The following is a 13,576-nucleotide window of genomic DNA, read 5'->3' as shown; positions in this document are numbered from 1 at the left end:
GTAATGGCTGAGGACAGAGAGCACGCTGATCAGGACCCCATCCGGTTCACTGATAAGCGGCGCATCGACCCTGAGACCGGTCAGCCCCGCGACCCAGCGGATGACACTGCCGAGGGGCAGGCCACCGCTGAGGACCGCGAGGCCGCGGCCGGTGATCCCCTGGCGGATCCGCTGGCCGAGGCCGAGCGCATCCTTCGCGACATCCCCGAGGAGGACGCCGAGGACATCGAGACGATCGGTGATGCCCAGTACGGAGCCTCCGGGGACCCGGTGACCGTCGAGGAGGCCGCCGGTGCTGAGGCTGGACCTGAGGATGCCGAACTGGCTGAGGAGCCTGAGCTGCACGAGGTCCCCCTGGGCGAAGCCATCGGCGGCGGCGAAAGTGAGCCCGCGCAGCGGGTGGACGCCGCCGAGGAGGAACTGGCGGCCCAAGGCTACGACCGAGAGGCCGAGCTGGAGGATGACCTGCGCCGGGTCCAGGCTGAGTACGTCAACTACCGGCGTCGTGTGGAGCGTGACCGGGGCCTGGAGAAGGAACGGGTCAAGGGGCAGATGATCTCCGAGCTGATGCCGGTGCTCGACGACGTCGCCGCAGCTCGGCAGGCCGGGGATCTGCAGGAGGGCCCCTTTGCCCACATCGCGGGCCGACTCGAGCAGATCCTCGCCCAGGAGGGCCTGGAGACACTCGGTGCCGTGGGGGAGCAGTTCAACCCCAACGAGCACGAGGCGATCATGCAGCAGCCCAGTGACGAGGTGGAAGCCGACCACGTCGCCATCCTGGTCCGCTCCGGATACCGGCACGGAGACCGGCTGCTGCGCGCAGCTCAGGTGATCGTCTCCAGCGGTCCGGCGCAATAGCTCATGCAATGACTGCCCTGGGAGCTGAGGTGGGAATGTGCCGAGTCTCGGCGCTGCGACCACCCCAGCCCCGGGGCAGCTCTTAGCGGCAGAATGGAGGGAGGCGCTGTGGCCTCACAGGACTGGATCAACAAAGACTTCTACAGCACTCTCGGCGTCTCCCGGGAAGCCACTGCGGAGGACGTCAAGAAGGCCTACCGCAAACTGGCGCGGCAGTACCATCCGGATAGGAACCCCGGGGACGCCTCCGCCGAACAGCGGTTCAAAGACATCTCCGAGGCGCACTCGGTCCTCTCGGACCCTGAGCAGCGCCAGGAGTACGACGCCATCCGCGCGATGGGCTCCGGCGCCCGGTTCTCCGGGTCCACTGCTGATGGCGGCGGCGGGTTCGAGGACATCTTCGGCGGACTCTTCGGCCAGGGCTCACCCGGAACGGCCGGCGGCCGCTTCGGCGGCGGCCCAGACTTCTCCGACCTCTTCGGCGGCGGCAGAGGAAGCCGGTTCGGCGGCGCGCCCAAAGGCGGAGACCGCACCGCGAAGACCACCATCTCGTTCAAAGGGGCGGTCCGCGGCACCACGGTCGGACTGCGCGAACCCAACGGCTCAGTGATCGATGTGCGGGTCCCCGCCGGGGTCAAAGAGGGTCAGAAGGTGCGTGTCAAAGGCAAGGGTCAGCAGGGCCCGGGCGGCGCCGGCGATCTGCTGGTGCAGGTCTCGGTGCAGAAGCACCCGTTCTTCGACCGCGACGAAGACACCATCCGCATCCACCTGCCGGTCAGCTTTGCCGAAGCCGCCCTGGGCACCACCGCTGAGGTGCCCACTGTGCACGGCGAGAAGGTCAAGATCCGGATCCCCGCAGGCTCCAGCTCCGGCAAGACCCTGCGACTCAAGGGGCACGGCATCCGTCGGAAGAAGTCCAGCGGCGACATGCTGGTGGTGCTTGAAGTCTCGGTTCCCACCGAGCTCAGCGATGAGGCCAAAGCCGCAGTAGAGGCCTTCACCGAAGCCACCGGCGAATTCAACCCCAGGGAAGACCTGGAGGCCAAAGCTGCGTTATAGGTAGCAGGAGGTTCAACCCCGGGAAGGAGGGGGCACCGATGCCGGCACGACGCGTCACTGCCCAGTACACGCGACTGCGCATACGCCAGAACGTTGCGGAGTGCGACGACCCCCGGATGCTTGCCGCAGAACATCGCCATGCGGCCCTGTTTGTCATCTCCGTAGCCGCTGAGCTGGCCGACATGCACCCCCAGACTCTGCGTCAGTACGACCGAATAGGCCTGGTGACCCCGCGCCGGCAGGGTGGGCGGCACCGCCGATACTCACCCCACGACGTCGACCAGCTGCGTGAGATCCAACAGCTGAGCCAGGAAGGCGTCTCGTTGGAAGGGATCCGCCGGGTCATCGAGCTGCAGAATGAAGTCGAAGAGCTGCAGTCCGAGGTCGCAGAGCTGCGCAGCCAGCTGCGCGAAGCCGAACGCGCCTCCGCAAGCGCCCGGGTATTCGCCGTCGGGCCCCATGGGGACGTGGTGAAACTGGCCCGCGGTCAGCGGCCGCAACCGGCGACCAGGGAACTTGTAGTCTGGCGCCAGCGCTGACCCAGCTTCAGGCATACTGGATGGGTGCGTTTTACCCGATCCCCCCTGCAACTGATCACCGGCGGCCTTCTGCTGCTCGGACTGGTCACCGGCTGCGGTGAGGAGGAAGAGCGTGCCCAGGTCGACGACGCCGCCGAGGCGACCGCCGAGGCCCTGAGCACCGGCGACTTCAGTGCCGCCACGCTTGCCTCCGGCACCCAGGAGGGCCTGGCCGAGGCGGTGGAGAACCTCCACGAACCCTTCGGAGAGCTCACCCCTGAGGTCGAGGTCGCCGAGATTCAGCGCGATGAGCCCGGTGAGGAGTCTGTGCGTGCCCCCACCGCCGAAGTCACCTTCGACCACTCCTGGGACCTCAGCGAAGCCGGCATCGAGGGCGAAGCCTGGACCTACCAGACCGCAGCTGACTTCACCTACGACGAAGAATCCGACGTCTGGCTGCTTGCGGGTGAGACCGAGATCATCCTGCCCGACTACGCCGGACACGAGAACATCCAGCTGAACACCACCGATGCTGCCCAGCGCGGCAGGATCATGGACGACAACGGCCGCGCGATGGTCTACAACCGCGACGTGGTCCACGTCGGGATCGATAAGATCCAGCTGGGCGACGGCGAAGTCCCCAGCGAAGAGACCCAGCGCGAGGCCGCTGAGCAGTTGGCCGAAGTGGTCGGCATCAGCCCGGAGGACTACGCCGAGACCGTGCTGGCCTACGGCGATGAGGCCTTCGTCGAGGCCATCACCCTGCGGCAGGACTCCGCTGAGGTCACCGCCGCAGAGGTTGAGGCCGTCCCCGGTGCGGTATCCCACTACGGGCAGATGTCACTGGCGGAGAGCTCCGACTTTGCCCCGCTGCTCATCGGCCGGGTGGGTCCGGTCACCGCAGAGCATCTGGAGAGCAACCCCACCCTGAGCGTCGGTGAGATGGTCGGCACCTCAGGGCTGCAGGCCCAGTACCAGGACACGCTGCGCGGCACCCCCGGGGTGAGCATCACCATGGGGGAGCGGACGCTCTACTCCGTGGACTCAGAAGCCGGCGACGACGTGAGCACCCACCTGAACCCGAGGCTGCAGAACCTCGCCCAGGATATTGTGGGCGACCAGGAGACCACCGCCGCGATGGTGGCCATCCGGCCCTCTGACGGCGGAATCCTGGCAGCGGCCAGCCACACCCCGGATGAGAACTTCGTCGACGTCGCCACCGAGTCCGCCTACGCCCCCGGCTCCACCTTCAAGGTCGTCTCCGCGCTGGCCATGCTGCGCAACGGACTGACCCCGCAGAGCCAGGTCAGCTGTCCGGGGAGTACCACGGTCCACGGTCAGCAGTTCAGCAACGTGGAGGGGTATTCCGGCGAGTACCTCGGTGACATCTCCTTCCAGGAGGCCATGGCGGCCTCCTGCAACACACTGTTCGTCTCCGCGTGGGACGACGTGTCCAGCCAGGAGGTCCACCAGGCGGCACTGGACCTGGGCATCGACAACTCCACCGGCATCGGGCTTCCCGCCTACTTCGGCTCCATCCCGGACGACAGTGAGCTGAACCTGCACGCTGCCAACCTCTTCGGTCAGGGTGTGGTGGAGACCTCCACGCTGGGCATGGCCGCGATGACCGCCTCCATCGGCGCCGGCGAAACCCTGCACCCGCGTCTGGTGGTCGCCGATCAGGAGACGGCCGATGGCGAGGACGACGGTGCCGCCGAGGGCTCTTCTGACGGGGACTCTGCCGGCGGACTCACCGGCGAAGAGGCCGAGCAGCTGCGTGAGCTGATGCGCGGCACTGTTGACTTCGGCACCCTGTCTTCAATGGACCCGGTCCCCGGTGACCATGTCTACGCCAAGACCGGAACGGCCGAGGTCGGTGAGGGCGACGACAGCTACGCCCACACCTGGGTGGCGGCTCTGCAGGGCGACCTCGCGGTGGCGGTCTTCATGGAAGAGGGGGAGTTCGGCGGCTCCACCAACGGTCCGCTGCTGCACGAGTTCCTCACCGAAGCAGGTGAGATCCTTGACTGAGCACCAGCAGCACTACCGCCGCCCCCTGTCATTCGTGCGCCGCAGCAACCGGCTCAAACCCAGCTACCAGCGCGCCTGGGACGCCGCCCTGGGCAACGAGCTGCTGGAGGTGCCCCACGGCGCGCGCGACACCTCAGTCGCTGAGGGCTTCACCATCGATTGGCGCGAAGAGTTCGGCCGCACCGCACCGCTGATCGTCGAGATCGGCTCCGGATCGGGTGAGGCGATTGCCCATGCTGCCGCATCCAACCCGGAGACTGACTTCATCGCGGTGGAAGTGTATCGGCCGGGGGCGGCTCAGCTGGCAGCACGGATCCGCCGTGAAGGACTCAGCAATGTGCGCGTCGCCTGCCTGGACGCCGTGGAGGTTCTCGACAAGCTGCTGCCGGCGGGATCCGTCGACGAGCTGTGGATCTTCTTCCCCGACCCGTGGCACAAGGCCAAGCACCGCAAGCGGCGCCTGGTGCAGGAGTCCTTTGTGGAGAAGGCCGCGCGGGTCCTGACCCCCACCGGAGTCTGGCGGCTGGCCACCGACTGGTCGGACTATGCGGTGCAGATGCGCAGGGTGATCTCCGCCTCGGCGTCGTTCTGGAACCCGCACCTGGGTCAGCGCGCCGGTGACATCTCGCCGCTGACCCAGGTGCGCCTGGGTGACCTTGACGCCGCAAGCCTGGGCAAAGAGACCCATCCGCTGCCGTACGAGCAGGCGCTGGACACCGAGGGCGGTTGGGCGCCGCGCTTCGCAGCCCGAGTCACCACCGACTTTGAGCAGAAGTCCGTCACGGCCGGCCGGCGCACCTTCGACCTGACGTTTCTGCGGTCAGCGCGCTAGGGCGCGCGGGTTGGTGACTGCTCTACATGGATGCCAACCGCGGCTGGAGTGCTGCAGAGACCGGCCCGGTCCTCCAGGAGGCCGCCGAACTGGGGATGCAGTTCCTTGAAGAGCCCAATGACGCCGCCGATCACATGGGCCGACGCTGGCTGACAAAGCGGTCGATGATTCCAATAGCCGCCGACGAGTCGGCCCCGGACCTGAGCGCGGCAGCTCGGGAACTGATCACTGAAGGCGCCGATATGCTGGCGATCAAGACGGCGCGGACCGGATTCACCGAGTCCAGCCGAATCGTCGGACTGGCCGAGGGCCTCGGCGTCGAGGTCTATGTGGGCAATCAGATCGACACGCAGGTCGGCAGTGCCGCATCCATCGCCTTCGGTGCCGCCTTCGATGCGACCTCCCGGCGAGCCGCAGAGCTCTCAAACTACCTGGATATGGCCGATGACCTCATCGCCGAACCGCTGCAGATCGTCGACGGCGCAGTGTTCGTCCGTGACGCTGCTGGAGTGGGCAACGCAATTGATGAGTCCAAGCTCAAGCACTACCGCACTGACTGAGAAGAAACTCGCTGAGACGAACGAGACCCCGAGCCCCCAATCCCTCCGCTGAAAGGAACTCGATCATGAAGTACCTGGTCCACATGGACGTCAACATCCCCCGCGACCTGCCCGCCGAGGAGCGCAGTGACCTGGTGGCCCGGGAGAAGGAGTACTCCCAACAGCTTCAGCGCGAGGGAAAGTGGCCCCAGATCTGGCGTGTGGTCGGGCAGTACGCGAACTACTCCATCTTCGACGTCGACAGCCACGATGAGCTCCATCAGCTGCTCCAGGGGCTGCCGCTGTTCCCTTTTATAGACATCCAGGTGACCCCATTGGCCGTCCACCCTTCTGATGTGAAGGCCTGAGGCTGGGCCCGGGCAGCTGCGGTCCGGGCGCTCAGGTCACTGCGTGGACCGGGCGATGAAGAACAGCCTGCGGAATCGCAGGATGGTGCCCAGGTCGGTGCGCGGATAGGCCTGACGCAGCGCCTCCTTGTACTCTGCGGTGAACTGTTCGCGCAGCTTCTCAGGAAGGCCCCGCAGCACCGGTCGCGCCGCTGCCGCGGCCACCCAGTCATAGACCGGGTTCTCGCCCTGCAGCACGTGGTGGTAGGTGGTTTCCCAGCCCTCCACGTGCCAACTCGGCCCAGCGACGTCGTGCATATAGTCACTGACCTCGGCGGTGCGCTGCAGCATGGACGCCGGGTCAATGTGCTCCCGGTAGGGCTCCTGAGCCGCAAATTCCGCCAGCAGACGGTGACTGGGCTCAGCGAAATTGCCCGGAATCTGTACTGCCAGAATGCCTGACGGGGCTAACTGGCGCTGCACATGAGGCAACAGGCCCCGATGCTCCGGAATCCACTGCAGCGCCGCATTCGACACGATCAGGTCCGCTTTGTGCTCCAGCTCCAGCGTGCGGATATCCATATGCTGGTACTCAATGCCGGAGTCTCCCTCAGTGGACTGACGAGCACGCTCCAACATATCTGCACTGGAGTCGACCCCGAGGATCTGGGCATCGGGCCACCGCTGGCGAAGGGCGGCCATACCGTTGCCGGGCCCGCAGCCGAGATCCACGATGTATTTCGGCTCAGTGGCACCGGTGCGGTTGAGCAGATCGGTGAACGGCTGGGTGCGCTCGGACGAATAGGTGAGGTAGGCCCCGGGGCTCCATGGGCCGTCACGAACAGGACGCGGCATGGGGAAAGTCTAGAACGGTGAGCGTGTCACGGCACCTGGAGCCGACATGCGGCGCAACATTGCGCGGCGCTGGGTACGGCAGCGCTGGGCACGGCAGTGACGACCCTGACCGTCGGGTGAGACGGCTAGGACTTGACCAGGCGCCGGATCGCTTCACTGGCCTCGCGGAGCTTTTCCTGAGCCTCATCGCCGCCGGAGGCCACTGCATCTGCCACGCAGTGGTCCAGGTGGTCGTCCAACAGAGCCAGCGCCACATTCTCCAGCGCCGAGGTCATCGCACTGACCTGGGTGAGAATGTCGATGCAGTAGGTATCCTCCTCGATCATGCGGTGGATACCGCGGGCCTGGCCCTCGATCCGCCGCACCCGGGACAGGTACTTGGATTTGTCGCTCATATAGCCGTGTGACGTAGATTCCATGTCCCAATAATACCCTACGGGGGTATAGGTTGCCCCCCGAGTTCTCCACCGCCTCCGAGGGTCAGCGTTCTAGACTGTGGCCATGATCAGTACCAGGCGGGGCGCAGTGCTCATCCTGCTGGGAAGCTTCGCCATGGCCGGCTCAGCTGCGATCATCTTCAACCTCGACGCCGAGCCGATGAGTGTGGCGGCATACCGCTGCCTGCTGGCCGTGCCGATGCTGCTGCCGTTCGTGGTGTGGGAGCTGCGGCGGATCGACCGCCGAGAGGCGCTTCCATGGCCCACCCTGGTCGGCGCAGCTATCGGCGGGGTGGCCATCGGGGTGGACTACAGCTTCTACAACACCTCCATCGGTCTGATCGGGCCGGGACTTGCCACCGTGCTGATCAACATTCAGATCGTGATCCTCCCGCTCATCGCCTGGCTGCTGGAAGGTGTTCGGCCGATGCGGCAGCTGGCGGCCATCGTTCCCCTGATGCTGCTGGGCGTGGCCCTGGCCGCCGGGGCCTTCGGCGGTGCACAGATCCACGCCTTCGGCGTCGTCGCCGGTCTGCTTGCCGGGGCGGCGTATGCGACCTACTTGGCGATCATCCGCCGCAGCGCGCCCAAGACGCTGCGCCCAGCGCCGTTCACCGTGCTGAGCATCGTGTGCGTCACCTCCGGGCTCACTGCAGGCCTGGCAGCACTGGTCTCGGGGCGGTTGGAGGTGCCCACCCAGGCCGGTGATTGGCTGTGGCTGCTGGCTCTGGCCTTCGTCGGCCAGGTGGTGGTCTACCTGTGCTTCAATATTGCGATGACCGGGCTGAGCGAGGTCACCTCCAGCACGCTGATGCTCACCGGCCCCATCTTCGCGATCCTGCTGGGCGTGCTCCTCTTCGCCGAGATCCCCTCAGTGTGGCAACTTCTGGGGTGCCTGCTGATCATCGTGGGCGCATGGTGGGCAGCCACGGCACGACGCCGCCGCCCAGCCTCCTAGACGACCGGCCCCAGATGCTGAGGCCGCCAGAGGCTGCGGGCTGAGAGGCCCAGCGGTTCAGAAGTCGCGGGGAGACCCATCGCGCAGGCTGACGATCTTCGTCCCGGTGAGGTCGCCGATCTGGCGGCAGAGCAGTTCGCGGCCGCGGTCGGAGAGCAGCTCGTCGTGGATCGGGATGCTGTGCTTGGGCACGTCCAAAGCGCGGACGAAATCCACATGTTCCTTCATCGCCGCCCAGGGGCCCATGATGGGCAGCGCGAGAATATCGATGTTGGAGGGTGCGGAGTCCAATGCGTCTCCGGGGTGGAAGAACGCCGGCTCGCCCTCGGCGCGGATCACGAACCCGATGTTGTGGACTCGGGGGATGTCGGCATGGATGACCGCGTGGTCACCGCCGACCGCCTCCACGTCGAGCCCGCCGATGGTCAGCCGCTGACCGGCGGTCACCGGCTCGGCTCGGGGCAGCAGCAGGGAATGATGGACGTCGTCGGCGGTGTGCACCACCGCCTGCGGATTGTCCTCAATCAGCTCCGGGGTGTGCTCGGGGTCGATGTGGTCAGCGTGCTGGTGAGTGATCAGCACAGCATCGAGACCTTCGAGGTCGTGCCACAGGTCGGAGAACGATCCAGGATCCATCAAAACCCGTGTTCCCGCAGCTTCGACCAGAACGGACGCATGACCAAGATGTGTGATCCTCATAGTGACATGCTGACAACAGACCCTTGATGCCCAGTAAACAAATCTGCCCAGCTTCCTGTCAGGCCGCCGGATGAAAGTTCCACCCTTGGTGGTGAAAAGGAGTAGGTTCGGACAGTGCCGATCTTCTCAGCAATTCTGTTCTTCGTCGCCGGAGCTGGAACCCCGGGCCCCAACAACACCATTGCCCTAGCCTCTGGTGCGGCTTTCGGGTTCCGCAAGACGGTCCCGACCATCATCGGTGTGAATACGGGCTTCCCCACCATGATCCTGGTGGTAGGACTGGGACTGTCCGGGGTGCTGACCCAGTGGCCCTGGGTGCTGGACGTTCTGCGGCCGATCGGTGTGCTCTACCTGCTGTGGCTGGCGTGGAAGATCGCCACCGGCCCCACAGACCTGCAGCAGCGCCGTGCCGGCAAGCCTCCGGGAGTGGTGCAGATGGCGCTGTTCCAGTTCGTCAACCCCAAGGCGTGGACGCTGGCTGTGGCAGCACTGTCGGCCTACACCGGCTTCTGGGACTCGTTTCTGGCGGAGATCCTGGTGCTGGCGCTCATCGCTCTGATCTTCGGCGCACCCTGCACCGCGTTCTGGGCACTGTTGGGAGTGGGCGCCGGCCGGTTCATCTCCAATCCGCGCCAGATGCGCATCTTCAACCTGGTGATGGCGGCACTGCTGGTTCTCTCCCTGATTCCGGCTGCCGTGGAAACCTGGGAGTCGCTGCAGCAGCTGTGAGACTGAGGCGCCCGGTTCGGTCAGTCGATGAGCCCCGCCATGCGCCGAGCAACGTTGACCAGGCTCACCCGCTTCAGCTCGTCGATCTCTGCAGGGGTGAACCAGCCGACGTCGTCGGTGGATCCGTCCTGCTCGACGGTGAGCTCACCGCCGGTGATGTGTGCGCGGTAGATGATGCGCAGGTTCTGCATCGGAATCCCGTGGCGGTTGGAGTGGGGCAGCCGCAGCTCCCCGGGAACCACCATATTGTCCACGCCCAGAAGTTCGTCGAGCACGCAGTGATAGCCCGACTCTTCGAACACTTCACGCACCGCAGCATCTGCAGGGTCCTCGCCGGGCTCGATGCCCCCGCCGGGCAGGGTCCATCCCCCAGCATCGGGGGCCTGCCAATGCGGAAGCAGCATCCGGCCCTCGTCGTCGGTGATGACCGCATAGGCGCCAATGCGAATATCCATGCCTGTGACGCTATCAGCGGTTCTCGGCTCCCGACCGACTCACACCGCGTGCCCAGGCCTCGTAGCACCCGGGCTGACTACTGGGTCAGTCGGGACCAGAGGCGCGGGTCGAATGTGTCCGGCGCCAGCGCCGACATGTGGCGCACCGCGTCGTCGAGCTTGCTGCGCCAGATGCGCACGGCCTCCCCCGTCCGGCCCTCCAGCACCGCGGTCAGCAGACGCCGATCATCGACAACCAGCCGCTCCACGGCAGGGGCGTAGTCCAGCTGAAGCACCGAGATGAACATCCGCAGCCGCAGGGTCAGCGCGTGGAAGCTGTGTGCGGACTGCCGTAGGCCCGAGGCCTCGGCCAGCTCCTGCTGGAACCGCAGGTCTGCCTCGCCGGAGTCCGTGAGCGATCCCTGCGTGGCCACCGCCTCCAAGGTCCCCAGAGCCAGTCGTGCCGGCAGCAGCCGGTGCCTGGGCTGAGCCGCACTTGCGCGGATAATCACGATTCCCACATGGAGCCGGGACGCGTAGAGATCGATCACATCCGTTCCGGTGAAGTGCGGAATCCTGAACCCCGCCTCACTATGGCTGAGCAGCCCGTCGTCGGCCAGCTGCCGCATGGCATTGCGCACCTGTGCCTGTCCCAGTCCCAGACGCTCAGCCAGCAGAGTCACCGAGAGCCTGTCGCCGGACCGGTTGCCGGAGTTGATCATCTCCTTGCGCAGAGTGATGGCGATCTGCTCGGTCGCTGAGCGGTTCACCCGGGACTGGCTGCGGTGGGACGACGACACCTGCGGACCCGGAAACTCGGCCAGCGCCAGCCGCTGTGAGTCAGAATTATGGGAGGCCTTTTCAGCACCGTGCCGGCCGCGCCGCCATTCGACCCCGTGCAGGCCCTGTCCCGCTCGTGACGAGAGCTGGTGCAGCAGATCCCCCGGCAGGGCGTCAAGGGTGGGGCGGCACTGATCCAGAAGCCGTGCCACCTCGGTGAGGAACGCTGACCAGCTTCCGGTCCCGGGGTTCCACTGTGCGGTCAGTGAGTGCGCCCCAACCTCAGGAGCCTCCCGGTTCTGGGGATGCGCTTCATCAACTTCCACACGCTTCACGGTGGGGGCGTCGGGGTCTGCCTCCGTGGGCTGCCACTCGGCGGCCCCGGAAACCCACAGGGCGGCCAGCAGAGCCGCAGAGCGCCGGCCGAAGCTTGTCGGTTGGAGCGGTTCCCCGGCGTCGGCGACTTCGAAGGCCACGGTGATCTGGGGGTACTGCACACGGAACCGGGCCAGCTGCAGTCCGGTGCTAGTTTGCAACCCTGGGCCGATCTGCGACGCCGAAGCCGGTGGACTCGTGCCCGCACCTCGGATCCGGCGCACCGCACGCGAAACCAGAGTCTGACTCAGCCCGGTCAGACTCGCGATCCGCCGGGTCGTGTAGTCAGAGGTGCTCACTCGAGCCCCCGCGGCCACCAGCACTCCGGCGACGATGTCATCGGCGGATTCCTGGACCCGGGGTCTGCCACGTGGGGAGTGAGCCATGAGTCCAGTGTGCCCTATTTCTGACTCAAACTCTGGGATCAGACCGACCGAAGGCTTCCCCTCGCACGCCGAAGTGACCAGACTGGAGGAAATGACCTGTGTCACTAGGAGTCACTAGGAGGCCCCACGATGACTGAAACAACTGCTGCACCCACCCTGTCTGAGGAGCTGGACCGCCTCACCGACGCCGCCACGGAGAAGGTCGACCACTGGCTGAAGCTCACCCAGCAGTCCGGGGTGAAGCCCCACGAGTCAGCCCAGCTGCTCTCGGCAGTGCTCAGTCACCCCACGGGGCTGGAGTTCACCGTGGGATTCGTCGACCGGGTCATCCGCACCGAAGACACCAAGGCCGCGGCCAAGGCGCTGAGTGAACTGGGTGAGCTGGCACCGGAGACGATGAACAAGCTGGACCTGGCTCAGATTCAGGCCGGCTCCAAGCTGGGCCGGCTGCTGCCTAACATCGTCGTGCCCGCCGCACGCCAACGGATGCGCTCCATGGTCGGTCACATGGTCATCGACGCCCGGGATAAGCAGTTCGGCAAGGCCGTATCCAGGATCACCAAGCAGGGCAACCGGCTGAACATCAACCTGCTGGGGGAGGCCGTGCTCGGCGAGGTCGAAGCCGACCGGCACCTGGAGGACACCGTGCGGCTGCTGCGCCGCGACGACACCGACTATGTCTCCATCAAGGTCTCCTCCATCGCCAGCCAGATCTCCATGTGGGGCTTCGAGGAAACCGTGGACTATGTGGTCCAGCGGCTGGTGCCGCTCTACACCGAGACCGCCAAGCAGCCGGCCGGCACCAAGTTCATCAACCTCGATATGGAGGAGTACGCGGACCTGCGGCTGACCATCGAGGTCTTCAAGCGCCTGCTGTCGATGGAGGAGCTGAAGCACTACGAGGCCGGGATCGTCATCCAGGCCTACCTGCCCGACGCGCTGGGTGCGGTCCAGGAGCTGACCGAATTCGCCAACACCCGGGTCGACGACGGCGGCGCGGGAATCAAGATTCGCCTGGTCAAGGGCGCAAACCTTCCGATGGAGCATGTCCACGCGGAGATTCGCGGCTGGGACCAGGCCACCTGCGAGTCGAAGGAAGCCACCGACGCCAACTACAAGCGCGTGCTGCACTGGCTGCTCACGCAGGAGCGGATGAAAGGTGTGCGTCTGGGTGTTGCCGGGCACAACCTCTTCGACTTGGCCTTCGCCCACCTGCTGGGGGCCGAGCGGGGAGTCTCGCAGAACCTCGACTTTGAGATGCTGCAGGGCATGGCTGCCGAGCAGCAGGGGCCCATCAGCGACGACGTCGGGCAGCTGCTGCTCTACGTGCCGGCTGTGCGTCCCGAAGAGTTCGACGTCGCCATCTCCTACCTGGTGCGCCGGTTGGAGGAGAACGCCTCCAGCGAGAACTTCATGTCCGGCATCTTCGAGCTGGCACCCGGAAACGAGATCTTCCACCGTGAGGAGAACCGCTTCCGCAGCTCCGTCGACACTCTCGAGGAGATCATCGCCGAGCACGGCGACACCCCTCCAGGGCCCAACCACACCCAGAACCGCGCGGCTGAAGCAGAAGCCGAACCCCGCGACTTCACCGATGAAAAGCTGCCGGCCTTCGTCAACGAGCCCGACACCGACCCGACCCTGGAAGCCAATCAGCAGTGGGGTCGGGCGGCCATCGAGCGGGCCACACAGCAGTGGCTGGGCGAGCAGGCGCTGCCGCAGCAGATCAGCGCCGAGGC

At 66.0% G+C, this 13,576-nt stretch carries 15 protein-coding genes; 10 read left to right on the top strand and 5 right to left on the bottom strand.

The annotated features are described in order from the left end of the window. Positions 1–3 precede the first annotated feature (3 nt). The 7 genes from FHX47_RS10885 to catC all read left to right on the top strand — a co-directional run bounded on the left by FHX47_RS10885 (position 4) and on the right by catC (position 6,205). The gene (locus FHX47_RS10885) at positions 4–858 is read left to right on the top strand and encodes a nucleotide exchange factor GrpE (RefSeq protein WP_246328135.1); all 855 of its coding nucleotides are present in this window, start codon (positions 4–6) and stop codon (positions 856–858) included. A gap of 108 nt (positions 859–966) precedes the next feature. Further along, positions 967–1,917, top strand: a complete 951-nt coding sequence (locus FHX47_RS08920; RefSeq protein ID WP_183358590.1) for a DnaJ C-terminal domain-containing protein — start codon at positions 967–969, stop codon at positions 1,915–1,917. Positions 1,918–2,033: 116 nt separating this feature from the next. After that, entirely contained in the window at positions 2,034–2,456 is a 423-nt protein-coding gene (locus FHX47_RS08915; protein ID WP_183358611.1) for a heat shock protein transcriptional repressor HspR, read from the top strand. A 24-nt stretch (positions 2,457–2,480) separates the two neighbouring features. Further along, positions 2,481–4,466 (top strand): penicillin-binding transpeptidase domain-containing protein, encoded by a 1,986-nt coding sequence (locus tag FHX47_RS08910; RefSeq protein WP_183358589.1) that lies wholly within the window; start codon positions 2,481–2,483, stop codon positions 4,464–4,466. After that, positions 4,450–5,298, top strand: a complete 849-nt coding sequence (gene trmB / locus FHX47_RS08905; RefSeq protein ID WP_183358588.1) for a tRNA (guanosine(46)-N7)-methyltransferase TrmB — start codon at positions 4,450–4,452, stop codon at positions 5,296–5,298. The genes FHX47_RS08910 and trmB overlap by 17 nt, the downstream gene beginning before the upstream one ends. A gap of 26 nt (positions 5,299–5,324) precedes the next feature. Beyond that, entirely contained in the window at positions 5,325–5,858 is a 534-nt protein-coding gene (locus FHX47_RS08900; protein ID WP_183358587.1) for an enolase C-terminal domain-like protein, read from the top strand. A 65-nt stretch (positions 5,859–5,923) separates the two neighbouring features. Next, positions 5,924–6,205, top strand: a complete 282-nt coding sequence (gene catC, locus FHX47_RS08895; protein ID WP_183358586.1) for a muconolactone Delta-isomerase — start codon at positions 5,924–5,926, stop codon at positions 6,203–6,205. A gap of 36 nt (positions 6,206–6,241) precedes the next feature. Here catC and FHX47_RS08890 read toward each other — a convergent pair whose 3' ends face one another. Continuing rightward, the gene (locus tag FHX47_RS08890; protein ID WP_183358585.1) at positions 6,242–7,039 is read right to left on the bottom strand and encodes a methyltransferase domain-containing protein; all 798 of its coding nucleotides are present in this window, start codon (positions 7,037–7,039) and stop codon (positions 6,242–6,244) included. Positions 7,040–7,164: 125 nt separating this feature from the next. Beyond that, the gene (locus tag FHX47_RS08885) at positions 7,165–7,458 is read right to left on the bottom strand and encodes a metal-sensitive transcriptional regulator (RefSeq protein WP_183358584.1); all 294 of its coding nucleotides are present in this window, start codon (positions 7,456–7,458) and stop codon (positions 7,165–7,167) included. An 82-nt stretch (positions 7,459–7,540) separates the two neighbouring features. Between FHX47_RS08885 and FHX47_RS08880 the strand changes: the two genes are divergently transcribed. Beyond that, the gene (locus tag FHX47_RS08880; RefSeq protein WP_183358583.1) at positions 7,541–8,434 is read left to right on the top strand and encodes a DMT family transporter; all 894 of its coding nucleotides are present in this window, start codon (positions 7,541–7,543) and stop codon (positions 8,432–8,434) included. A gap of 57 nt (positions 8,435–8,491) precedes the next feature. Here the strand turns inward: FHX47_RS08880 and FHX47_RS08875 are convergent, their stop codons facing one another. Continuing rightward, a complete protein-coding gene (locus FHX47_RS08875) occupies positions 8,492–9,133 on the bottom strand; it encodes an MBL fold metallo-hydrolase (RefSeq protein ID WP_183358582.1) in 642 nt (213 codons plus the stop codon). Positions 9,134–9,247: 114 nt separating this feature from the next. Between FHX47_RS08875 and FHX47_RS08870 the strand changes: the two genes are divergently transcribed. Beyond that, on the top strand, positions 9,248–9,862 hold the full coding sequence (locus FHX47_RS08870) for a LysE family transporter (RefSeq protein WP_183358581.1): 615 nt from the start codon (positions 9,248–9,250) through the stop codon (positions 9,860–9,862). A gap of 20 nt (positions 9,863–9,882) precedes the next feature. Here FHX47_RS08870 and FHX47_RS08865 read toward each other — a convergent pair whose 3' ends face one another. Together FHX47_RS08865 and FHX47_RS08860 are read right to left on the bottom strand one after the other, a co-directional pair. Continuing rightward, positions 9,883–10,317 (bottom strand): NUDIX hydrolase, encoded by a 435-nt coding sequence (locus FHX47_RS08865; protein ID WP_183358580.1) that lies wholly within the window; start codon positions 10,315–10,317, stop codon positions 9,883–9,885. Between the two features lie 77 nt (positions 10,318–10,394). Continuing rightward, positions 10,395–11,837, bottom strand: coding sequence for a GntR family transcriptional regulator (locus FHX47_RS08860; protein ID WP_183358579.1), 1,443 nt, complete (start codon positions 11,835–11,837; stop codon positions 10,395–10,397). Between the two features lie 129 nt (positions 11,838–11,966). On the opposite strand from FHX47_RS08860, the gene FHX47_RS08855 reads away from it, so the two are divergent. Beyond that, the coding region (locus FHX47_RS08855) for a proline dehydrogenase family protein (RefSeq protein WP_183358578.1) at positions 11,967–13,576 on the top strand (1,610 nt) is incomplete at its 3' end.

This window comes from Garicola koreensis, assembly GCF_014195445.1.
In the GTDB taxonomy this organism is placed as follows: domain Bacteria; phylum Actinomycetota; class Actinomycetes; order Actinomycetales; family Micrococcaceae; genus Nesterenkonia; species Nesterenkonia koreensis.
Note: the sequence above shows the minus strand (reverse complement) of the source record. Positions and strands in the feature narration are given on the sequence as shown.